General features: G+C 40.1%; 17 protein-coding genes. 8 read left to right on the forward strand and 9 right to left on the reverse strand.

Going from position 1 to position 24480, the window contains the following annotated elements; all coding sequences use genetic code 11:
* Positions 1-4 precede the first annotated feature (4 nt).
* From KO525_RS05500 to KO525_RS05520, 5 genes are all read right to left on the reverse strand, one after another.
* Positions 5-1171 (reverse strand): methyl-accepting chemotaxis protein, encoded by a 1167-nt coding sequence (locus KO525_RS05500; protein ID WP_215962793.1) that lies wholly within the window; start codon positions 1169-1171, stop codon positions 5-7.
* A 345-nt stretch (positions 1172-1516) separates the two neighbouring features.
* Positions 1517-4594, reverse strand: a complete 3078-nt coding sequence (locus tag KO525_RS05505) for an efflux RND transporter permease subunit (protein WP_215962794.1) — start codon at positions 4592-4594, stop codon at positions 1517-1519.
* A gap of 6 nt (positions 4595-4600) precedes the next feature.
* Positions 4601-7876: an efflux RND transporter permease subunit gene (locus KO525_RS05510; RefSeq protein ID WP_215962795.1), complete on the reverse strand. Its 3276-nt coding sequence runs from the start codon at positions 7874-7876 to the stop codon at positions 4601-4603.
* Positions 7877-7886: 10 nt separating this feature from the next.
* Positions 7887-8972 (reverse strand): efflux RND transporter periplasmic adaptor subunit, encoded by a 1086-nt coding sequence (locus tag KO525_RS05515; RefSeq protein ID WP_215962796.1) that lies wholly within the window; start codon positions 8970-8972, stop codon positions 7887-7889.
* Positions 8973-9209: 237 nt separating this feature from the next.
* A complete protein-coding gene (locus KO525_RS05520) occupies positions 9210-10496 on the reverse strand; it encodes a citrate synthase (protein WP_215962797.1) in 1287 nt (428 codons plus the stop codon).
* Positions 10497-10906: 410 nt separating this feature from the next.
* Between KO525_RS05520 and sdhC the strand changes: the two genes are divergently transcribed.
* The 8 genes from sdhC (at position 10907) to sucD (ending at position 20766) form a co-directional block, all read left to right on the forward strand.
* Entirely contained in the window at positions 10907-11281 is a 375-nt protein-coding gene (sdhC, locus tag KO525_RS05525) for a succinate dehydrogenase, cytochrome b556 subunit (RefSeq protein ID WP_215962798.1), read from the forward strand.
* Positions 11275-11622, forward strand: a complete 348-nt coding sequence (gene sdhD / locus KO525_RS05530; RefSeq protein ID WP_215962799.1) for a succinate dehydrogenase, hydrophobic membrane anchor protein — start codon at positions 11275-11277, stop codon at positions 11620-11622. Before sdhC ends, sdhD begins: the two co-directional genes overlap by 7 nt.
* Complete coding sequence (sdhA, locus tag KO525_RS05535) at positions 11623-13389, forward strand: succinate dehydrogenase flavoprotein subunit (RefSeq protein ID WP_215962800.1); 1767 nt, start codon at positions 11623-11625, stop codon at positions 13387-13389. It begins immediately after the preceding gene.
* Between the two features lie 17 nt (positions 13390-13406).
* Entirely contained in the window at positions 13407-14120 is a 714-nt protein-coding gene (locus KO525_RS05540) for a succinate dehydrogenase iron-sulfur subunit (RefSeq protein ID WP_215962801.1), read from the forward strand.
* Between the two features lie 127 nt (positions 14121-14247).
* The gene (locus tag KO525_RS05545) at positions 14248-17055 is read left to right on the forward strand and encodes a 2-oxoglutarate dehydrogenase E1 component (protein ID WP_215962802.1); all 2808 of its coding nucleotides are present in this window, start codon (positions 14248-14250) and stop codon (positions 17053-17055) included.
* Positions 17056-17070: 15 nt separating this feature from the next.
* On the forward strand, positions 17071-18561 hold the full coding sequence (odhB, locus tag KO525_RS05550) for a 2-oxoglutarate dehydrogenase complex dihydrolipoyllysine-residue succinyltransferase (protein ID WP_215962803.1): 1491 nt from the start codon (positions 17071-17073) through the stop codon (positions 18559-18561).
* A 166-nt stretch (positions 18562-18727) separates the two neighbouring features.
* Positions 18728-19894: an ADP-forming succinate--CoA ligase subunit beta gene (gene sucC, locus KO525_RS05555; RefSeq protein ID WP_215962804.1), complete on the forward strand. Its 1167-nt coding sequence runs from the start codon at positions 18728-18730 to the stop codon at positions 19892-19894.
* Entirely contained in the window at positions 19894-20766 is an 873-nt protein-coding gene (gene sucD, locus KO525_RS05560; RefSeq protein WP_215962805.1) for a succinate--CoA ligase subunit alpha, read from the forward strand. Before sucC ends, sucD begins: the two co-directional genes overlap by 1 nt.
* Positions 20767-20845: 79 nt before the next feature.
* Here sucD and KO525_RS05565 read toward each other — a convergent pair whose 3' ends face one another.
* The 4 genes from KO525_RS05565 to gloB all read right to left on the reverse strand — a co-directional run bounded on the left by KO525_RS05565 (position 20846) and on the right by gloB (position 24471).
* Positions 20846-21283, reverse strand: coding sequence for a hypothetical protein (locus KO525_RS05565; RefSeq protein ID WP_215962806.1), 438 nt, complete (start codon positions 21281-21283; stop codon positions 20846-20848).
* Between the two features lie 33 nt (positions 21284-21316).
* A complete protein-coding gene (locus KO525_RS05570) occupies positions 21317-21895 on the reverse strand; it encodes a hypothetical protein (RefSeq protein ID WP_215962807.1) in 579 nt (192 codons plus the stop codon).
* A 46-nt stretch (positions 21896-21941) separates the two neighbouring features.
* Positions 21942-23561 (reverse strand): LysM peptidoglycan-binding domain-containing protein, encoded by a 1620-nt coding sequence (locus KO525_RS05575; RefSeq protein WP_215962808.1) that lies wholly within the window; start codon positions 23559-23561, stop codon positions 21942-21944.
* A gap of 139 nt (positions 23562-23700) precedes the next feature.
* On the reverse strand, positions 23701-24471 hold the full coding sequence (gene gloB, locus KO525_RS05580; protein ID WP_215962809.1) for a hydroxyacylglutathione hydrolase: 771 nt from the start codon (positions 24469-24471) through the stop codon (positions 23701-23703).
* Positions 24472-24480 lie beyond the last annotated feature (9 nt).

The following is a 24480-nucleotide window of genomic DNA, read 5'->3' on the forward strand; positions in this document are numbered from 1 at the left end:
AGTTTTAGGCGTACTGCTCAGTTAAATGTTCCAAATGTGCTGCGACATGCTCTGTTTGTTTTGCAATTAATGCATTTTCTTTTGCAACAACCACAACTGAATCTACATGCTCTGCAATCTCGTTTGTCGCAACAGCTTGTTGTTCGGCGTTGGTCGCTACAATGGCAATTTGTTCCTGAACATCGTTTGTTGTTTGTTCTATTTGAGTTAGGGCTTGATCTACTATCACTGCGCCATCACAACTTTGCTGAGTCTCTATAACAACGGTGGTCATACTGTCTAATATCTGTTTTGTTTGATTAGATACCTCTAAGACCGCCCGAACAATACTGTCAGCTGCAAGGTGTGAGCGGGTAGCAAGTTCGCGCACTTCCTCGGCGACGACGGCAAACCCAACGCCAAACTGACCAGCACGAGCTGCTTCAATAGATGCATTGAGCGCAAGTAAGTTGGTTTGTTGGGCAATTTTTTGAATGGCATGGGATTCTTTTTCAACGGATGTCGCCATAACGTTCAGTTTTTCCATTCTAGTTTGCGTATCCTGGGCTTCGATAGTAACGTTATGTAACTTTTCAGTTAAATTGATGAGCTCTTTTTTCGCTAGTGATGCGGTACTACTCGCTCCGCATGCGGCACTATGAACCAGTTCTATCTTGTTACTGACTTCCTGTAAAGAATGTGTCATTTCTATTATGGCCGACGCAGTACTTGTAGTGGCGTCAGATTGACGCTGTACGTTTTCACTAACCGAATTGGCTGTACCGATCACTTGTTGGGCGGAGTAGGCCACCTCTCTTAATCTTGCAGTGTTTTGTTCATTGGAGCGGCTTAGTTCGCGGAGAACTTCGACAAATTTAGCAGCAAGTGGATGATTTTGGCTGGCTAAAGATTTTATATTACGGGGATCAAATTGTTCTATGTCTATTTCATCAAGAAAACTAAGGGATGTTTTCAAATAGTGGTAAGTGACATATAAAGTGCCAAATAAAAGGTAGCTAGAGAGTAAACATAAAATATTTATTTGGACAATTCCAATCGACAGCACATTGAAAATATTTAACATATTTAATGTGAGATAAATCGACAGGGACGTAATCGCTAAGACAAAACAGTTTCTTATCCCAATTGATTTTAGTAACAGGGACACAGGATAAAAAATAATATTGCCCATAAATATTCCTTGTTAAGCAATGTTAACATCGCATTGCCTTATAAAAATGTGGTGTGGATTTTAACGGTCGATGCCATAAATTGCTTATGAACAGGAACACACGCTAAAAACTAAGTACTTAGGTAAGAAGTAATGGCAAGTTGTATTCCACAAATTAACATGTTGTTATATAAGTGAAAAAAATTAACTATTCAAAAGGGCTTGGAGGATATGAGGTACAACTGTGCAAGGTTGCATCATTTTAGTGAAAACCGACTTTTCACTATATTCATAATGGCTTGTGTATTTTTTTCTAAAACCAAATAAAACGGCTAGATTACTTTAATCTAGCCGTTTTAAAATAGTTTAAATAACTTTCCCTACAATTTTGTTACTGCGGGCGAACAAACGATGGCTTCGGTCTCTGAGTTTTAACAAAAGCACGTATGCAAGTGGTATAAAATAAAGACTGGTCACAGTTGAAAACATTAACCCGCCCATAATCGCTATGGCCATTGGTGAATATTCAGGACTGCCTGCGCCGCCAATGTTGGCATTGCCGACAGCAAGTGGCAATAAACCTAAAACGGTAGTCGCCACAGTCATTAAAATTGGACGAATACGATTACGACTGCCTTCTAAAACGGCTTCTTTAATTGCATAACCTTGTTCCCGTAATTGATTAATCCTATCGACCAATACAATTCCGTTGTTTACGACGATACCCATCAAAATTAAGATCCCAATCATTACCATGATTGACATACTGGTGCCGGTTAGCATGAGTGCCCAGAACAAGCCTGAAATCGAAAACAATAACGAGGTGATAACCGCAGTAGGCAAGATCAAACTTTCGAATAATGCAGCCATTACGATGTAAATCATGGCTAAGGCCAACAACATATTAACTTCCATGACGCTTTCAGCTTCACGTTGTCTTTCGAAACTGCCATTGAGGCTCCAGCTATAACCAGTAGGGAGTTGTATTTGGTTTAAGGTTTCTTCTATTCGTAGTTTTGCCTGTTCTAAGGTTGTGCCTTCCGCCATGTTTGCACCAATATTTAAACTGGTTTGGCGTTCAAATCGACTGATTTGGCTCAATCTAGGTACTATTTTGAGCTCAGCAAGTTGATCAAGACGATAGTCAATACCGTCTTCGGAATGGATAACGATAGAACGAAAACGTTCAAGTGATTTTTCAACGTCCTGTGCAAACATTAACCGTACTTGGATCTCACCAGAATTACGGTCACGATACGTACGCAAGTTTAAACCGCGAAGTGCCGTCCCCGCTGCTTGAGCAACATCTCGGCTACTAAGGCCAATACGTTGCACACGTTCTCGGTCAATAATTATTTGGATTTCTTTTTGATCACCAGTGACCTCAGAATTTACATCTTCCAAGCCCTCAATGTTTGAGATAACAGGAATTAATTGGTCTGCAATTTCCATCAATACTTCCGTCGCATTGCCTTTTAAGGTCACTTGGATGCCGCCGCCGTTGCCGCCACCCCAGCCAAACTGTGGTCGGGCCCGAACAAAGGTTGGCCAGTCTTTTTCGATATCAGTTTTGATGGCCTTAGCAGAGCGCGTAAGTTGTTTTTTTAGATTAATTACAGAGTTCGCGTAACCATTAGTGTAATAACTATAGACTGAATCAAATTCAAACTTGTCTTGATTGGCGTATAAATAGTCTTCCATTCGGTTTACTATTTTTTCAACTTCGTCTTTAGAATAGTTTTTTTGCAGTTGGTAGTTGATAAACATGCGTGTGTTATCGACACCGTCGGCTTCATCACTCGTCACGGCGCCCATAGGAATAGCCATAGAAGCAAACAGTAAAAATCCAACTAAAAACGACTTTTTCTGATGGTTCATCACCCAATTTAACGATTTTTGGTAAAACTTCATTAGCTTACCGTCTTCTTTGTTCTTTTTAATCGGGATGTTTTTAATTTTGCTGGTTAGCAATGGGATCAATGTTTGCGCTATAAACAGTGAAGCGAATAAGGAAATACAAATAGCGATAGCCACGTGTTCTAAGAAGATAGTGATATCAATTTTTTTACCTATGATATTTGGTAAAAAAACGATCGCTGTAGTACAAGTCCCTGCAATAACAGCAAGTGATACATTTTGTACGCCTTGGTTTGTCGCTTTTATTTGGTCTTTTTCATTTTGACGTTCGTGAAATATAGATTCGGTAACTACCACCGCATTATCCACTAACATACCGACGGCCAACATTAAGCCCATAAGCGACAATATATTGAGGCTATAGCCCAGCATATACATCGCACCTAACGTGATAAAAATTGCAAAAGGTACGGACAAAACAACGATTATCGTTGTCGCCACATGACGCAGGAACAAATATAAAACGATAACTGACAGAAGGGCACCGATTAAACCGGCTTCCAATAAATTACTAAGGGAGTTGGTAACATCTTCGGCAGTGTTTTGCATTACGAACAAGTTGATGCCGTTAAATTGCGCACTATTAGAAACTTCATTTACGACTTCCATTACATCGGACGCAACTTGTACTAAATTAGCGCCGGACTCTTTCATGACATCCATGCCAATGGCATAAGTTTGATGTAAATGACGACCATCTTGACGTTCAGGCAACTCCAATTGAATATTGGCAATATCGCCAAGTTTGATGTTTTGTTCGATATAAAGATTATATACGTCTTCTACGGATTCAAATTTACCATTTGGGTTTATCATTATCTTACCGTCGGAGGTATTAAGATAACCGGCTGACTGACTGAAGTTCATGCGTCGAAGTTTTTCTACGACCGTGGGTAAATTTAAACGATAAGACGCAATTTTATTTTCATCTAAACGAATGCTAATTTGGCGTTTATCAACACCATATAGGGTCACTTGAGAAACGCCCGCTACACGTTCGATAGGGCGTTTTAGGTTACGTTCAAGTAAGTCATAAGCTAATGACAGATCTCGATCCGAAGATATACGCAAGTTAAAGACAGGCATATCGTTCGTATTAAACTGAAATACCATAATGCGCTCTAGATCATCGGGCAATTGATCGCGAATTGCATCAATTTTTTCTCTCGCTTCAATAGACTTAGCGTTTATATTTTCGTCCCATTTAAACTGGATAGAAATGTCTGCGCCGGTTTCCTTGGACCAAGTTCTAAATTGCTGGATACCGGAAATCGTTGCTAAAGCCTCCTCCACTGGCTTAGTTATTTGGCGTTCTACTTCAGCTGGTGTCGAATTTGGGTAGGGAACACTAATATACAACTCTGGAATATCAATCCCTGGCCACTTTTCTAGCGGCAGTAACCGGCTGGCAAAAATACCCAAAATAAGCAATGACACGAACATAATTATGGTTGTTACGGGTTTTTTAATCGCCCAGTTTGCCAATGATTTACTGGCAGTTTGTGTGTTGTTATTTAAATTATTCATTTCAACCTACTGAGCAATTGAGTCAAGGTGATTAACAGGTTCATCGACAGGAGCAACAAATCGTTTTCGATCGATCAGTAAATATAACGATGGAATAAAAATTAACGTCAGCAAGGTAGAAAATATCAGTCCAAAAATGACGGTAAGTGCCATTGGAGAACGTAATTCTGCTCCGTCACCCAGTCCTAGCGCTAGGGGAAGCAGTCCGAGAGTTGTTGTCAGTGTTGTCATTATTATAGGACGCAATCGGCTTTGCGCTGATTCCAAAATAGCCTGTCGTTTTTCAATACCGAGTTCTCGCAGCTGATTTATTCTATCAATTAGGACGATGGCATTGTTGACAACAATACCAGCCAACATAATAAAACCAATAAAGACGACAACACTGATGTTACTGTTTGTTAAGTACAGACCGTAAATCGATCCGGCTCCTGCTAATGGCACAGTAAATAAAATAATGAGCGGGTGTAATAAAGACTCAAACTGTGACGCCATTACGATATACACCATAAATACGGCCAAGATGAGGGCAATAGTTAATGATTCAAAGGAAACTTGCATATCTTCATTTTGCCCTTTCACAGCCCATGTAATTGACAGTGGCATATTTTGTTCCGTAATAATGCCGTTAACGATTGTGACCGCTTTTGCTAAATCAATACCAGTAACATTTAAATCAATAAGGGCAACTCGTTGCTGTTGTAACCGATTTATTTCACTTGGACCTGTGGTTAAACTCACTTCTGCGACATCGGCTAACGAAATTGGCATTGTTGAATTTGAATTGACGATTAACTGTTTTAAATCGTTAATTGAATTGCGGTCATTTTCGTTTGTGCGAACCAAAATATCGACTTTTCTATCGCCAACAGACAACTTGGTTGCGACTTTGCCGCCAATTTGTGCCGCAACAACGTCAGAGACTTGAGCCGCAGTTAAATTAAGTTGGGCTAGTCTACCGTGATTAAACTCAAGTTTTATTTCAGGGTGGCCTTTTTTTAAACTTGGATTGACGTCGGTTAGGTAATTGTTTGACTCAAATAGGGCGACCAGTTTATTGCTTTGTGTTTGCAACATGGATAAGTCATAGCCAGAAAGAACAACTTGTATTGGTGCTTTAAAGGTCAAGAGTTTAGGGCGGTCAATAGTGCCATTTACGCCAGGAATACGATTTAGTTCCGCACGTAAATTAGCCATAACAATACTTTCTTGCTCTGATGATTGGCCTTTTTTAAGGACAACATTGAGACGCCCCCAATTATCACCACTTTGACCTGGTGACGCATTCATCAAACTTCCTGTTCCTACGACGCTATAGGTTCTTTCAACAGCCTCGAGGGTTTTGGCAACATTTGCTAATTGCGTCAAACGTCTTTCTGTTTCTTCTAGTTTAGTGCCAGTTGGCATTAATACGTCTACAAAAAATTCACCTTGAGCCATCGGAGGTAATAATTCTGAACCAAGCTTTTTAACTAACGGCACGCTACCTAGTGCTAATAATGAGATAGCAGTTATCGTTAACGCAGGCCGCTTTAAAGAGACAATTAGGGTATTTTGATACACCTCACTCAAACGGTTGTAAACAAAATTAAAACCTTTAGCTGATGGCACCATAATAAAGGAAATAATTTTAACAAATAGGCGTATAACGGCTTTTAATACAATAGTGACAATTAACGGAATGTAATAAACCACGACTAAAATTAGCTTTTTAATAGGCCAGGTTAAATACCAAAACGCCAATGCAATCTTATTAGTTGGTTTTTCTTTAATTGTAGGTTGGATAAATGGGTCTTGCTCTTCTTCAAACTTTCTAGTTTCTCTTGCTGCTAACATTGGAATTAATGTGATGGCAACAATTAGCGATGCAAATAACGCAAACGTTACGGCAAGTGCTTGGTCTGAAAATAGTTGTCCTGCGATGCCTTCTACAAATGCAAGTGGAAAAAATACGGCCATAGTGGTCAGTGTTGATGCAGTTACGGCAGTCGCCACTTCTTTGGTACCAATCGCTGCTGCTTTTTTTGGCTCTAAACCCTGTTCTTTGTAACGGGCGATATTTTCGAGTACAACTATAGCAGAATCGACAAGTAGACCGATGGCTAATGCAATACCACCAAGACTCATAATATTAAGAGAAATGCTATTAGCGTGCATAAAATTAAAAGTGGCGATGACAGAAACTGGAATTGAAAGCGAAACAATAAATGTGGTCCAACTGTTTTGCAGAAACAAATACAGGATCAACATAGCCAATAAGCCACCAATCACGGCTGCAATTTGTACTTCATCTACGGCTGAGTCGATAAACGTCGCTTGGTTATATATAGGCTCTAAAGTTAGTCCTTTTGGAAGTATATCATTAACTACTTCGAGTTGACTTAGCACTAGTTCGGCGACTTTAACCACATTTGCATCACCTTCTTTGTAGATAGCAACTTCGATGGCTTCTTCGCCGTTGACCTGAGTAATGCTATCTCGTTCTTTATGAGCGTCGGTCACTTTGGCAATTTCACTTAATCTAATGATCCTGCTGCCGTCATGTTTGACGATAAGTTCGCGGATGTCGGTTAAATCTTTAAATTGGTTTATTGTTCGAACTAAATAATCCTGACTTTGGTCTTTGACTCGACCACCAGATAAATTGACGTTTTCGTCACGCAAACGTTGAATAATTTGACTGATATCTAAATTGTGATGAGCGAGTTTACGTTGATCGATTGAGACATGAATTTCCTGCTCTAAGCCGCCACCTAGTTTTACGGATGCGACACCATTAACAGCTTCTAATTTACGTTTTACTTCTTCTTCAGCAAATGTACGTATTGATTTTAAATCGGCATCTAAGTTGTCTGATTTAAGAGCGAATCGCAAAATTGGATCTAAGCTAGGGTTAAATCGCAGCAATACTGGCTTTTTAACATCTAGAGGCAGTTGCAGAATATCGAGTTTTTCTCGAACATTAAGACTGGCCAAATCCATATCGGCCCCCCATTCGAACTCTAAAACAATGTCTGACTGACCTGCTTTAGAAACAGAGTTTACCAGGCGAACATTTTTGACCGTACCTATGGCTTCTTCAATCGGCTTACTTACCAATTGTTCTACTTCTGCAGGGGCTGCACCTTCATAATCGGTTCGAATTGTTAATGTAGGATAAGATAATTCTGGCAGTAAATTTATTGCTAACCGATTTAAAGACACAATACCGAACAACATTACTGCAAAGACAAACATCCAAATTGTGACCGGACGTTTTATGGCAACATCGACTATTTTCATTTTATTGCCCTTAAATATTATTAATTACGTTAACGTCAGCTTGGTCTTTTAGATTATTGTGACCTGCTGTGATCAAAAACGCGTTGTCGTCCAGGCCAGATAAAATTTCAACAAAGCCATTTTCCCGATAACCAATAACCACTTCTGTCTTAATAGCTTTATTGTCACTCACAATATAAGCAATCGATTGATTGTCCATCGTCAAAATACTGTTTGAAGGTGCGAGTAATGCATTGCGATGAACGCCATATTCGAGTTTAACTTCAGCGAACATTCCTGAATTTAAGAGTAATTTTTGATTGTCCATAGTGATTACTACCTTAAATGTGCCGCTTTTTGCATCAATTACAGGACTAATTCTTTCTACCTTAGCAACAAATTGTTGGTTGTTTACTGCTGGAACAGACAAATTAACATTTTGGCCCTTCTTAACATTAGAAAATTGACCTTCTGGTAAATGTAAAACGCCCTGAAGTTCGCGTTGAGAAACGATATGGAATAAGTTTTCATGTTGATATTGTTGGACTAGATTTCCTTTTTTAACGTAGCGAGCCGATATAAAACCAGAAATTGGCGCAACTACGTTAGCTTCTGCCACATCTAACTCAGCGATACTTGTTGCGGCTTCAAGCGATTTGTATTGCCATTGCAGTTTTTCGAGTTGATCTGCAGAAACCAAACCTTTGTTTTTAGTTGAATTGAGTCGGTCATATTCGCTTTTAACTTGTTTAAGTTCTGCTCTACGTTGGTCTAATACTAATTGGTAACGTGTTGCGTCTATAGTGGCGAGTACTTGTCCTTGTTCGACATAGTCACCTTCTTCTACTAGGACCTGCTCAATAAGACCCTGTACCTTAGCGATTACATCAGCTTCATTGATGGATTCTAGGATGGCGTTGGCTGCATAATAATTTGCGATTTGGCCCCGAGTAATCTTAGTTGCTTCAACAGGGACTTTAACAATTTCTTTTTTTTCTTCTTCTTCTTTATCCATTGACGCTGTCGCTTCACCACATCCGCTAATCGCGAATACGCTCGAAAAAGCAAATAAAATAGCAATGAGAGGGGAATGATTTGTTGTTTTTAAGTTTTTCATTTTTTTGCAAATCCATAATCTAAGGTTTGACTGGTATTGCACATAGCGCACCAATTATATTTGTTATATTTATCAACAACTTAGAACGGTATTGTGTTTTAGGTTTGGCGTATAGATAAATAATTTAACGAATATCGTTAAATGTTAGTCGAATTAACCAATATAGATGGATTTTTGTTAAATTATAGGCAAAAAAATAGCAGCCTAAGCTGCTATTTTCTAATAGGTACGTAATAATTAGCGTTTATCTGCTGTAACGTAATCACGTTGAGGCGCACCAGTATATAACTGACGAGGACGACCAATTTTTTGTCCTTCTTCACCTAACATTTCGTCCCAGTGGCTGATCCAGCCAATAGTACGAGACATAGCGAAGATTACAGTGAACATGCTAGTAGGAATTCCCATTGCTTTTAAGATAATGCCTGAGTAGAAATCAACATTTGGGTATAATTTCTTCTCAACAAAATATGGGTCTTCTAATGCAATGCGTTCAAGTTCCATTGCAACATCCAATAGTGGATCTTCGATGTGTAATGCCTTAAGAACATCGTGACATGTTTGACGCATAACTTTGGCGCGAGGGTCAAAGTTTTTGTAAACACGGTGACCAAAGCCCATAAGACGGAACGGATCCGCTTTATCTTTTGCTTTTGCTACGAATTCAGGAATACGATCTACAGAGCCAATTTTTTCTAGCATAGTTAAACATGCTTCATTTGCTCCACCATGTGCAGGTCCCCAAAGTGACGCAATACCAGCTGCGATACATGCGTAGGGATTCGCACCTGAAGAACCAGCAAGTCTTACAGTTGAAGTAGATGCGTTTTGTTCGTGGTCAGCATGAAGCATGAATATCTTATCCATTGCGTCCGCCAAAACAGGATTAACTACATAATCTTCAGCTGGTACTGAGAACATCATATTTAGGAAGTTTTCAGAGTAAGAAAGGTCGTTGCGAGGGTAAACAAAAGGTTGACCGATACTATATTTATAAGCCATTGCAGCGATAGTAGGTAACTTAGCGACTAAACGATAAGCGCTACGTTTGCGTTGCTCTGGATCAGTAATATCAAGGTCGTCATGGTAGAAACTAGACATAGCACCAACAACACCACATAGCATCGCCATTGGGTGTGCTTCAATTACAAATCCTTGGAAGAATGTTGCAATTTTTTCATGTACCAATGTGTGGTTTGTAATGGTGTTTTCAAACGCAGCCAGTTCTTCTGCAGAAGGTAATTCACCGTGCAATAACAGAAAACATAATTCTAAATAGTTAGAGTTTTCAGCTAGTTGTTCGATTGGATAACCTCTATGCAACAGAATTCCTTTACCACCATCAATGAAAGTGATTTTAGACTGGCATGATGCGGTAGCCAAAAAGCCTGGGTCGTAGGTGAAAACACCCTTAGAACCCAAAGTTCTTACGTCAATGACATCGTTACCTGCAGTACCAGACATAATAGGAAGTTCGAAAGCTTCTTGTCCAGTGACTTGAACTGTGGCCTTTTTATCCGCCATTCATGTTCTCCTCATAATTGTCGTTTTTTAATTGTGCGACGTTTCTTAACTTGCACATTCAAAAATTAGTATTTTTGTAAGACAAGTAAAGTCGGTCATTTTTAAAAGTGCAACATTGTAACTACAAAATAGAGTAAAAAGTCAATTTAATTGCACTTATGACTAATAATTATTCAATATTAGCTAATAATTGTTCAATCGTTTGGATTAAAGCGCTTAATTTTAAACAGAAATTGATAAATCGAGAATCGATATATATACTCCACTTGGCTGCACACGTATGCAGTCTGTAATTTCTACCAAATTTTAATAGTTGTAAATATTAAACTTTAGTCGTATTGCAAAAACACAAGTGTACTGGTTTAGTACGCACACACAAAAATAAAAACAGCTCGGATAGGCATGTAACCGTGAAAAAACAAAGACCTGTAAATCTAGATCTGACAACCATTTCAATGCCAGCGTCGGCTAAAGCATCCATATTGCATCGTGTCACAGGTGTCGCATTATTTTTTGCGCTCATTTTTGTGATTGTAGTATGGGCGATATCCTTACAATCAGCTCAAGGATTTGAAACAGCACAAGAATTAATTAATGGTGTGATAGGCAAAATCATCACTATTGGTACTCTTGCTGTTCTTTCCTATCATGTTATCGGTGGCATTCGTCATTTGATAATGGATATGGGCTATTGGGAAGAATTGGAATCAGGGAACATAAGCGCCAAGGTGTCAATTGCACTTTGGATTGTAACTGTAGTGTTAGCGGGAGTATGGATATGTTGATTAATCAAGCATCCTTAAAGCGTGACGGAATCCAAGATTACGTTTCACTTCGCGCTACGGCGTTATTCATGACAGCGTATGTCATATTTATTTTAGGTTATTTCCTAACAACACCTACTGTGACCTATGAAGGTTGGTCAGGTTTATTCTCTAACATTGCGGTTAAAGTATTTACCTTTATCACCTTACTTTGTATTTGGGTTCACACTCGTATAGGTCTTTGGCAAGTATTAACGGATTACGTTAAAAGCCCAAAAATGCGCTCAATACTAAGCTTTATTCTAAACACGATCGGTTTGGCTTACGTCATAACTGGTTTATTTGTTTTGTGGGGTGTTTAAGTGAGTATTAAAGTTCTTGAATTTGATGCCGTCGTAATCGGCGCAGGTGGCGCAGGTATGCGCGCCGCATTGCAAATTGCAGAGTCAGGCCAATCATGCGCCTTGATTTCAAAAGTTTTCCCAACTCGTTCGCACACAGTATCTGCTCAAGGTGGTATTACCGTAGCACTAGGTAATGCCCATGAAGATCACTGGGAACAGCATATGTACGATACCGTTAAAGGTTCTGATTTTATCGGCGACCAAGACGCGATTGAATACATGTGTAAAGAAGGGCCAGAGGCAATCTTAGAAATGGAAAATAAAGGTTTACCTTTTTCTCGTTTCGAAGATGGTCGAATTTACCAACGTCCGTTTGGTGGCCAATCTAAAAACTTTGGTGGCGAACAAGCTGCTCGTACTGCAGCGGCAGCTGACCGTACTGGCCACGCCTTGTTACATTTGTTGTATCAACAAAATGTTAAAAACAAAACTACAGTTTATAGCGAATGGTATGCACTTGATTTAGTTAAAAATGCCGATGGTGCAATTGTCGGTTGTACAGCAATTGACATCGAATCTGGTGATGTTGTTTTCTTTAAAGCTCGAGCGACTGTTTTAGCAACAGGTGGTGCAGGCCGTATTTATGCTTCTACTACTAACGCGCATATTAATACTGGTGACGGTGTTGGCATGGCGGTTCGCGCTGGCGTTTCATTGCAAGACATGGAAATGTGGCAATTCCACCCAACAGGCATAGCCGGTGCAGGTGTACTTGTGACAGAAGGTTGTCGTGGAGAAGGTGGTTACCTTCTTAATAAAGACGGCGAACGTTTCATGGAACGTTATGCACCAAATGCGAAAGACCTAGCGTCTCGAGATGTTGTTGCACGTTCAATGATGACTGAAATTCGTGAAGGTCGCGGTTGTGACGGTCCTTTAGGTCCTCACCTGAAGTTAAAACTAGACCACTTAGGTCGTGAAACGTTAGAAGCACGTTTACCTGGTGTATGTGAATTGTCTAAGACATTTGCTCACGTTCATCCAGCTGACGAACCAATTCCAGTTCTTCCTACTTGTCACTATATGATGGGTGGTGTTCCAACTAACGTAAACGGTCAAGCGTTAACAAAACTCGACGATGGCTCGTTTGCTGAAGTTGAAGGTTTGTTTGCCGTAGGTGAGATTGCTTGTGTATCTGTACACGGCGCAAATCGCTTAGGTGGTAACTCATTGCTTGATTTAGTTGTGTTTGGTCGCGCTGCAGGTCTATATCTAGAAAAATATTTAGGTGAAGGGCGCGGTGCCACTGAAGTAACTGATGCTGATGTTGAGAAAGCGATGGAACGTTTCAATCGTTGGGAATCGACTTCTCAAGGTGAAGATCCAGTTCAAATCAAAAAAGATTTACAACGCTGTATGCAACTTAACTTCTCGGTTTTCCGTGAAGGTCAAGCAATGGCGGAAGGTCTGGCAGAATTAAAAGAAATTCGTGAACGTTTAAAACATGCGAAATTATCTGATAATTCGAAAGAATTTAATACCCAGCGTATTGAGTGTTTGGAATTAGACAATCTTATGGAAACTGCACTTGCTACCGCTGCCGCTGCTAATTTCCGTACAGAAAGCCGTGGTGCCCATAGTCGCGAAGATTTCTTAGACCGTGATGATGTAAATTGGTTATGCCACAGTATTTATGACCCAAAAACTCAAGAAATGAGCAAGCGTGAAGTGAACATGAGCCCTGTGCATCGTGAAGCATTTCCGCCTAAAGCTCGTACATACTAATAGGGGAGTAACGAAATATGAAAACTTTGAATTTCTCGATTTACCGTTATAACCCTGATGTAGATGATGTTCCATACATGAAAGACTATCAACTTGAAGTTGAAGACGGTCAAGACATGATGGTACTAGACGCATTAATGTTATTAAAAGAACAAGATCCAACATTGTCGTTCCGTCGTTCTTGTCGTGAAGGCGTATGTGGTTCTGATGGTCTTAACATGAATGGCACAAATGGCTTAGCGTGTATCACGCCGCTATCTGCACTTGGTACAGGGACGACTATATTACGTCCATTACCTGGTTTGCCGGTTGTACGTGACTTAGTTATCGATATGACTCAGTTCTACACGCAATATGAAAAAGTTAAGCCATTCTTAATTAACGACGACAAAATGCCACCGGCTCGCGAATATATTCAATCTGTTGAAGATCGCGAAAAGCTTGATGGTTTGTACGAATGTATTCTTTGTGCATGTTGTTCTACGTCATGCCCATCGTTCTGGTGGAACCCAGACAAGTTTATCGGACCTGCTGGTTTGTTACATGCTTATCGATTCTTAATTGATAGCCGTGACACCGCAACTGATGAGCGACTGGCTGACTTAGACGATGCATTTAGTGTGTTCCGTTGCCACGGTATCATGAACTGTGTCAACGTTTGTCCTAAAGGGTTAAACCCGACAAAGGCGATTGGACACATCAAGTCTATGTTGTTGCAGAGGTCAGTTTAGAAAGTGAAAACTGAGGCTGTAATGACCTAACAAGAGAAAGAGTCGTTTCATTTATTTGGAAGGGCTCTTTTTTATTTTTAAACAAGAAAAAGCTAGTCACAAATCGACTAACAAGGATATATATCTAATGCACGAAGGTGTTATGCAATCTTGGCTGAATAGTTCACATTTATCAGCTAACAGCATGGTATATGTTGAACAGATGTATGAGTTGTATTTAGACGACCCGACTTCTGTTTCTGATGAGTGGCGTGAAATTTTTGATACTCTGCCAAAAGTAGAGGGGGTTTCCGTTGAAACCAAGCATTCAGAAATTCGCGACTTATTCGCTCAACTTGCCAAAACAAAAGACCGTACTGTCGTATCAGTTGCTGACCAAGCAGATGAAAAACAAGTTAAAGTGCTTCAGCTCATTAACGCGTTTAGATTCCGTGGTCACCAGAACGCCAACCTTGATCCTTTGGGATTGTGGCAACGTGAAAAAGTACGTGAATTGAGCTTAGCTCACCACGAACTTGATGACGTTGATAAAACGCGTGAATTTAATCTGGGTTCATTTGCAATCGGCAAAGATAAAATGCCGCTTGGTGAATTGTATGAAGCGCTAAAAGACACATATTGTGGTCCGATTGGCGCAGAATACATGCACATTACTGATACAGACGAAAAGCGTTGGATCCAACAACGTTTAGAATCAATTCAAAGCAAACCTTCATTTTCTTTAGATGTTAAAAAACGCATCTTAAAAGGTTTAATTGCTGTCGACGGATTAGAAAAGTACTTAGGTGCTAAGTTCCCAGGCGCGAAACGTTTCTCATTGGAAGGTGGCGATTCACTTGTTCCAATGATCAAAGAAATTATTCATCGTGCCGGCGAGCAAGGTCAAAAAGAAGTTGTAGTTGGTATGGCCCACCGTGGTCGACTAAACGTCTTAGTTAACGTACTTGGTAAAAAAGCAGGCGAATTATTTGAAGAATTTGGCGGCAAAGTTGATGAATCGCTTGCCGCAGGTGATGTTAAATATCACCAAGGTTTTTCATCAGATTTTGCAACAGCCGGTGGTAATGTCCACTTAGCGTTAGCGTTTAACCCGTCTCACCTTGAAATTGTAAACCCGGTTGTAATGGGCTCTGTTCGTGCTCGATTAGACCGTCGTGATTGTGAAAATGGTTCTAAAGCGTTAGCAATTACCGTTCATGGTGATTCTGCAATCGCAGGACAAGGTGTTGTTCAAGAAACATTTAATATGTCCCAAACACGTGCTTATAAAGTAGGTGGTACGGTACGTATTGTTGTAAATAACCAAGTTGGATTTACAACGTCACTGCAAGAAGACGCACGTTCTACTGAATATTGTACGGACATAGCGAAAATGGTTCAGGCACCAATATTTCATGTAAATAGTGATGACCCTGAAGCTGTGGCGCTGGTTGCTCAACTTGCCGTTGATTACCGAAATACATTCCGTCGTGATGTTGTTATCGATCTAGTGTGTTATCGCCGCCATGGGCACAACGAAGCTGATGAGCCAAATGCCACTCAGCCTTTGATGTACCAAAAAATCAAAAAACACCCGGTTCCAAGAAACCTTTATATCAAACGTTTAGTTGCTGAAGGTTCGATCCAAGAATCAGACGTTACGCAATTGGCTGACGATTATCGTGGAATTTTAGATAAAGGCGAATGTACAGTTGAAGAATGGCGTCCGATGACAGAACATTCTGTAGATTGGCGACCTTTCCTAAATCACGATTGGGACATTGAATACAATAAAGCGATTTCAGTTGAAAAATTGAATGAGCTAGGTGAGAAAATCACTCAGTACCCAGCAGAGCACACATTGCACTCTCGGGTTAAAAAACAATATGACGAGCGTCGTAAAATGTTAGCGGGTGAAAAACCTCTCGATTGGGGTTTTGCAGAAACATTAGCCTATGCTGCATTATGTGATGATGGTCACGATATCCGTATTACGGGTCAAGACTCTGGTCGTGGTACGTTTTTCCACCGTCATGCTGTATTGCATAATCAAGTTGATGCATCTACGTATATCCCACTTCAACATTTACATAAAGAACAAGGTAAATTTGAAATATTCGATGCCGTGTTATCTGAAGTCGGTGTACTCGCATTTGAATACGGTTACGCAACTGCTGAACCAGAATCTTTGGTTATATGGGAAGCACAATTTGGTGACTTTGCCAACGTAGCACAGGTAGTAATTGACCAATTTATAAGCTCTGGTGAACAAAAGTGGGGCCGCCTATGTGGACTTACAATGTTATTGCCACACGGTTATGAAGGTCAAGGTCCTGAGCATAGTTCGGCAAGAATGGAACGATTCTTACAATTGTGTGCTGACCACAACATGCAGGTGTGTGTACCTTCGACTCCGGCTCAAGTATTTAACATGATCCGTCGTCAACAGATACGCCCAATGCGTAGACCACTTATCGTAATGACACCTAAGTCATTGCTTCGTCATCCTTTAGCCGTTTCAACTATGGAAGAATTGGCCGAAGGTACTTACCACAATGTAATTGATGAGATTGATGAGATTAATCCAGCAAACGTCAAACGCGTGGTATTTTGTTCAGGAAAAGTATATTACGACTTATTAGATCAACGTCGTAAAGCTGAACAAGACGATGTTGCCATTGTTCGTGTGGAGCAGTTATATCCGTTCCCACATGCAGAAATGGATGCGGTAGTAGAAAAATATAAACACGTGACAGATTTTGTTTGGTGTCAAGAAGAGCCACAGAACCAAGGCGCTTGGTACTGTAGCCAACACCATTTCTGGAATTCAATTCCAGCAAAAGCAAACCTAACATATGCCGGTCGTAAAGCATCAGCTTCACCAGCAGTTGGTTATGCCTCTGTCCATGCTAAAGAACAACAAGCGTTAGTTAATGACGCATTAACGATTAAATAATCTCAAGGATTAATCATGACTACTGAAATTAAAGTTCCAGTATTACCAGAATCAGTTGCTGACGCCTCAGTTGCGACTTGGCACGTAAAAGTTGGCGACACAGTCTCTCGTGACCAGAATTTGGTAGACATTGAAACTGATAAAGTTGTGTTGGAAGTTGTATCACCAGAAGATGGTGTTGTTACTGAAATTCTTCAAGAAGAAGGTGCCGTAGTTTTAGGCGAACAATTAATTGCAACTATTGGTGCAGCAGGAGCCGCGGCGGCACCAGCAGCACCTAAAGCAGAAGCAGCGTCGGCTCCAGCAGCAGATGCAGCACCGTCAAAAACAATTCAAATCAAAGTTCCTGTATTACCTGAATCGGTTGCAGATGCTTCAATAGCTACTTGGCACGTTCAAGAAGGTCAAGCGGTTAGCCGTGACGAAAACTTAGTTGATGTTGAAACAGATAAAGTAGTACTTGAAGTTGTGTCTCCTGAAGACGGAGTCGTCACTAAAATCATTAGCCCTGAAGGCGAAACGGTTCTTGGCGAACAACTTATTGCAGAAATTACCGTAGGTGGTGCTTCTGCAGCGTCTGCACCAGCGACTGAAGCTGAGGAAACAACGTCTTCTGATGATGCGTTATCACCTTCAGTTCGTCGTTTAATTTCTGAAAAAGGGTTAGATGCATCTAAAATTACAGGTACTGGCAAAAGTGGGCGAGTTACTAAAGAAGATGTTGAAAACTTTGTGAAAGCGCAATCTGCGGCACCTAAAGCGGCACCTAAAGCTTCTGCGACTCCTTCGGCACAAGTTCTGGGTGAACGCACACAAAAACGCGTTCCGATGACTCGTTTACGTAAAACAATTGCGAATCGTTTATTAGAAGCTAAAAACTCTACTGCAATGTTAACCACGTTTAACGAAGTTAACATGAAGCCAATTATGGACTTACGTAAGCAATATAAAGACGTATTTGAAGAACGCCACGGCGCTCGCTTAGGCTTTATGTCGTTTTATGTAAAAGCAGTTGTTGAAGCATTAAAACGTTTCCCAGCTGTAAATGCGTCAATTGATGGTGACGATATCGTTTATCATAATTACTTTGACGTAAGTATTGCTGTTTCTACTCCTCGTGGTTTAGTTACACCAGTACTACGCGATTGCGACAAAATGAACTTTGCTGAAATCGAAAATGGTATTCGAGCACTAGCAATTAAAGGTCGTGACGGCAAATTAACTGTTGACGAGATGCAAGGTGGCAACTTCACAGTAACCAATGGCGGTGTATTTGGCTCGTTGTTATCAACGCCAATTATTAACCTTCCACAATCTGCGATTTTGGGTATGCACAAAATTCAAGATAGACCAATGGCGGTTGAAGGTAAGGTAGAAATCTTACCTATGATGTATTTGGCATTGTCTTACGATCACAGATTGGTTGACGGTAAGGAATCAGTTGGATTCTTAGTAACAATTAAAGAGTTGCTAGAAGATCCGACACGCTTGTTACTTGATGTTTAATTTATAAACAAAAGTAAAATAAAGCTAACAAAATTAGTGCAATTATTCCAATTTATACTTTAGTTGTATTGCACTAATTTAGGGGTGAACTATAATATCCCCGCATGTAATTTGGGCTGTAGATGTTCTGCAGCCTTTAACTTATAAAAGAGATGGATTGAACCTCATGAATTTGCATGAATATCAGGGTAAACAGTTGTTTGCTCAATACGGGCTTCCTGTATCTAAAGGTTTCGCAGCTGAAACTCCAGCCGAAGCGGCAGCAGCTGCTGATCTAATTCCTGGTGATGCTTATGTTGTTAAAGCACAAGTACACGCCGGTGGCCGTGGTAAAGCAGGTGGTGTTAAACTTGTTAATACTAAAGACGAAATTAAAGCATTTGCAGAAAAATGGTTAGGCGAGCGTTTAGTTACTTATCAAACTGATGAGAATGGCCAGCCTGTAAGTCGTATTTTGGTTGAACCATGTACTGACATTGCTCAAGAATTATACCTAGGTGCGGTTGTTGACCGTTCTAGCCGTCGTATCGTTTTCATGGCATCTACAGAAGGTGGTGTTGAAATCGAGAAAGTAGCAGAAGAAACGCCTGAGAAAATTCTTAAAGCGACTATCTGTCCTTTAGCGGGTGCACAACCTTACCAAGGTCGCGACTTAGCGTTCAAACTTGGTCTTGAAGGTAAGCAAGTAGGTCAATTTGTTAAGATCTTCTTAGGTCTTGCGAAAATGTTTAAAGAAAAAGACGTTGAGTTAATTGAAGTTAATCCTTTAGTTATTACACCAGCTGGTGACTTACATTGTCTTGACGCAAAAGTTGCAATCGACAGCAATGCTGTTGGTCGTCACGCAGACATCAGAGAAATGCACGATCCTTCACAAGAAGACGCGCGTGAAGCTGATGCGGCAAAATGGGAACTTAACTATGTCGCACTCGACGGAAACGTTGGTTGTATGGTTAATGGTGCTGGTCTAGCTATGGGTACGATGGATATCGTAAACCTTAATGGCGGTCGTCCTGCAAACTTCCTAGATGTTGGTGGTGGCGCAACTAAAGAACGTGTTGCTGAAGCATTTAAAATCATTTTATCTGATGACAATGTTAAAGCTGTTTTAGTTAACATCTTCGGCGGTATTGTTCGTTGTGACATGATTGCAGAAGGCATCATCGGTGCAGTTAAAGAAGTTGGTGTTTCAGTTCCAGTTGTTGTGCGTTTAGAAGGTACAAATGCTGAGAAAGGTCGTGAAGTATTAGCGAACTCAGACGTAGATATCATTGCAGCAGAAAGCTTACAAAGTGCTGCTGAGTTAGTAGTTAAAGCTGCAGAGGGCAAATAATGAGCGTTTTAATTAATAAAGACACTAAAGTAATCTGCCAAGGTTTTACTGGCTCACAAGGTACTTTTCACTCTGAACAAGCAATTGCATACGGCACTAACATGGTTGGTGGTGTAACGCCTGGTAAAGGTGGTCAAACGCATCTTGGTCTTCCAGTATTTAATACTGTTGCTGAAGCGGTTGCAGAAACTGGTGCGGACGCGTCAGTAATTTATGTACCTGCTGCATTTTGTAAAGATTCAGTTCTAGAAGCCGCAAACTCTGGTATCAAGCTAATCGTTTGTATCACTGAAGGTGTTCCAACTCTTGATATGCTTGACTGTAAAGTTAAGTGTGACGAGCTAGGTGTGCGTTTAATCGGTCCAAACTGCCCAGGCGTAATCACTCCTGGTGAATGTAAGATTGGTATTATGCCTGGTCACATTCATTTACCAGGTAAAGTAGGTATTGTTTCTCGCTCAGGTACATTAACGTACGAAGCGGTTAAACAAACTACAGACGCTGGTTTTGGTCAGTCTACTTGTGTTGGTATCGGTGGTGATCCAATCCCAGGTACTAACTTCATCGACGTATTGGAAATGTTCCAAAATGATCCGCAGACTGAAGCAATCGTTATGATCGGCGAAATCGGCGGTACAGCTGAAGAAGAAGCTGCTGCTTACATTAAAGAAAATGTAACTAAGCCTGTTGTTTCTTACATTGCCGGTGTTACTGCACCTGAAGGTAAGCGTATGGGTCATGCCGGCGCTATCATCTCTGGTGGTAAAGGTACAGCTGACGACAAGTTTGCTGCGTTAGAAGCAGCTGGTGTTAAAACTGTACGTTCTCTTGCTGAAATCGGCAAAGCACTTGCAGAAAAAACTGGTTGGTAATCTACCACTTAGTTTAATAAAAAAGGCACCTTAGGGTGCCTTTTTTGTATCTAATTTTTGGATTTTAAAAAAATGGGTATTAGTTTTTAATATTTGCTCTAGCAATCCGAGTGACTTCGTAAAGAATGTCCATCGCATTATCAATTTCCATAATGGCATTTACATAATAAACGTCGTCGATAAAAATACCCGATACTACATATTCACCACCAAGCTCTTGTGGCCAATAATCAATATCTTGTGCTGGACTGATACCGCATAGTGGAGCAATTTCTACATCCATATAATTTGATGTTTTACCTGCTATCTTTTCAGTTACTTCAAATACAATAGCGTTATAACCGTCTAGGTTTGTTTTTGTTATAGGTGACTTATAAAGTCGAGAAACTGAGCCAATATAAACAAAGTCAGCCGTTTTTACGGCGTTAATAAATTTATCATTGTCTGATAGATCATTTTCTTCGCAGGCAAATACATTAACGCAAACCAATAACATCAAACAGATTACTATTTTCATAATTTAACCTTGTAAATTTAATACAGTTAATGACTAGCCTTCAGGCGACTCACAAGGCTCACCTGCAGCTTCTTCATTTTCGTCAGCCTTACACTCAGCTTTTACTTTATTAAGGCCTAAACTGGCAACCATGCCGTCTACTTCTATTTCTTCTAACCCTTCTTCATTAAACGAAAATGTAATTTGAGCGATGTTTTTTGAAAAAAAGTAGTCCTTGTCGTCTATCGATAGAATGTAATCACCCATGACCGGTTTTGCTAGTATTTCTTTGTATAACCGAATGTGTTTTTCGCCAATCTTCCAATCAAAAGATTCAATTAAACTTTTTGAAAATTCCTGAACCCATACGTAGTTGTTTTTTTGCAAAACTAATACGAAGGAATATTTGTCTGGGCGTCCAGAAACAGCATATTCAGCTTTACCTATTTTAAACGTATGATCGTATTCTTTGGCGACATAACCAATCGACATTTTTGACGATTCTTTAGCACCTGTTGGGTAAACCATTTTAACTTCGCCTTTAATGTCAAAGTCGGCAAGGGCAGACAATGATATTAGAGAGAATGCCAAAACAAATAGGACTTTATAAACAACACTCTTTGTTTTATTCATGTGGAAACAACCCTATGGTTTTACAAAATTAACTGCGTTAGTCGCTTTAAGTTCTAGTCACATCGACATAGAGCTTTAAAGCTTGTCCTACGCGCAGATATTTGTCTGTATCTAATTGGTTCCATTTTGCAATATCGACAATTTTAACTTTAAACTTTTTAGCGATACGGGCTAAAGAATCACCGTTTCTAACTCTGTATGTAATTGCGCGCATGACCGCATTTTCAGATTGATGTTTCGTTACGGTATCTTTCCAAATAACGAGTTTTTGACCCGGTTTTATTGGATCTTTTGGCGCCATACCATTCCACTTTGCAAGCGACCTAATACTGACATCGTATTCGCGACTAATATCCCAAAATGTGTCACCAGATTGCACAATGTAAGTCAGTTTGTTTGACGCTTGTTTGGTATTTTGTTTTTTAACAAGGCGATTTTCAGCGGTTAACGTATAGTCTGTTAAGGCGATTGATGATGTCGGGATCAATAACGCTTGGTTCACCCTTATTAATCGGCCTTTGATTTTGTTGACATCTCGAAGTACATCTAACGAGGTATTAAATTTTTGTGCTATCCCGCCAAGTGTATCTCCTGATTTGACAATATATCGCGACCAAGACATGCGTTTATTGTTAGGTAAATTTGCCAGGGCAACTTCAAACGCATTCGCCTTCTCAATTGGCAGTATGAATTTATGTGGGCCATTTGGATCTGTGGCCCATTGGTTATAACCAGGGTTTAGATGGTGTAAATCTTCTAGATCCATTTCCGCTAATTCTGCTGCTTTTGCCAAATCTATTTGACTTTTAGCATCAACCACGGCGATTGCTGGTTGATTACTGATCTTTGTCCAGGCCAAATTAAATTCATCGTTTCTTTTTAGTAGATCTGCAAGAGCCAACAGTTTAGGAACATATGCAGAAGTCTCTTTCGGCAAATCTAACGACCAAAAATCGGTAGGGAGATGCTTTTGACGGTTGCGTTTAATTGCTCTAAGAACACGACCTTCGCCAGAGTTATAAGCGGCAATTGCATTCAACCAGTCGCCGTCTAGCGTCTTGTGTAAAAACGACAAGTAATCTAAAGCTGCACGAGTTGCAGCGATTACATCACGGCGTCCGTCATACCACCAAGATTGTTTTAATTTAAAACGGTTACCAGTCCCGGGAATAAATTGCCATAACCCTGATGCTCGGCCATGTGAATAAGCAAATGGGTCAAATGCACTTTCTACAATTGGTAACAGCGCAAGTTCTATTGGCATTTCACGTTTTTCAATTTCCTCTACAATAAAGTGAAGAAATGGTGATGCTCTAGCTGAAACACGTTTTATATAGCTCGGGTGTTTTGCGTACCAATTACGTTCAGTAACAACTTGTCTGTTTTGAGGTACGTTTATGCTGAGTTGGTAAGAAATGCGATCCCAAACATCCTCAAATTCTGGAGTTTTGAGTTCTTTGGCAAGCTCACCAACTTCCAGTTGTAGTGCAGCTATTGTTAATGCGTCGACAACTTCTTCTGGCGATGCTATTACTTCAGGTGTTTGATTTTTAGCTTGGTACTGGTTTTTCTCTTTGTCAGTGTTAAAAGTAGGTGTCAAATTACAGCCAGACAAAACACTCAGTGATAATAGTCCAGAGAAACAGTATAAATAAGTTTTGTTCATAAATAGTCTTTAATTTGGTTAGTAGTGAACTCAGCTAAATAGGCGTTGGGCTAAGCGACATAAAATTCAGTTACAGGAAAAAAATAATATTAACCCATTTATTCTGCCTACGCTAATACCGAATAACTCTGTTTATCAATTAAAAACTATCTTTCCAGCGTCTTAAATTTGCAAAACAGTTTTTCTCATCAAGGTCTTTTGTAGAAAATTGTTTTTCGACAGCGTGTTTTACTGGAAGACTATCACACCGCAAAAATGGATTTATTTTATTTTGAACTTCTACGGTTGTAGGGATAGTTGCGAAATCATTTTTTCGCAAGTCCTTAACAATTGATTCATAAGCAATAAGATCTTGATTTGATGGGTCTACGGTTTTCGCAAATTGAATATTTGACGCAGTGTACTCGTGTGCACAATAAATATTGGTTGATGGAGCTAAACGACTGATTTTTTTTAAACTGACAAGCATTTGTTCTGCAGATCCCTCGAAGAGGCGACCACAACCGGCAGAAAAAAGCGTATCACCAACAAATACATTGGCCGAGTCGAAATAGGCAATGTGGTCTATGGTATGTCCAGGAACTTCGATAACTTCAATGCAAGTATCCGATGCCTCTAAATTTATAACGTCACCTTGTTTAACTCCCTGGGCAAAGGAGTTAAAACGACTAGTGTCAGGACCATATATTTTACAATTGGGAAAGTGACTTTGTAATAGCTTAACACCGCCAATATGATCAGAGTGGTGGTGCGTAATCAAAATTTCAGTTAACTCAAACTGTTGGATCTGTAAAAATGACATGACGACATCGCCGTCGCCAGGGTCGACAATCGCACATTTGCCTTCATTATTGTGTATAGCCCAAATATAATTGTCTGAAAAGGCTGGAATCTTTACTACTTGATACATATGCTTACT

The organism is Psychrosphaera sp. B3R10, assembly GCF_018861025.1.
Classification (GTDB): Bacteria; Pseudomonadota; Gammaproteobacteria; order Enterobacterales; family Alteromonadaceae; genus Psychrosphaera; species Psychrosphaera algicola.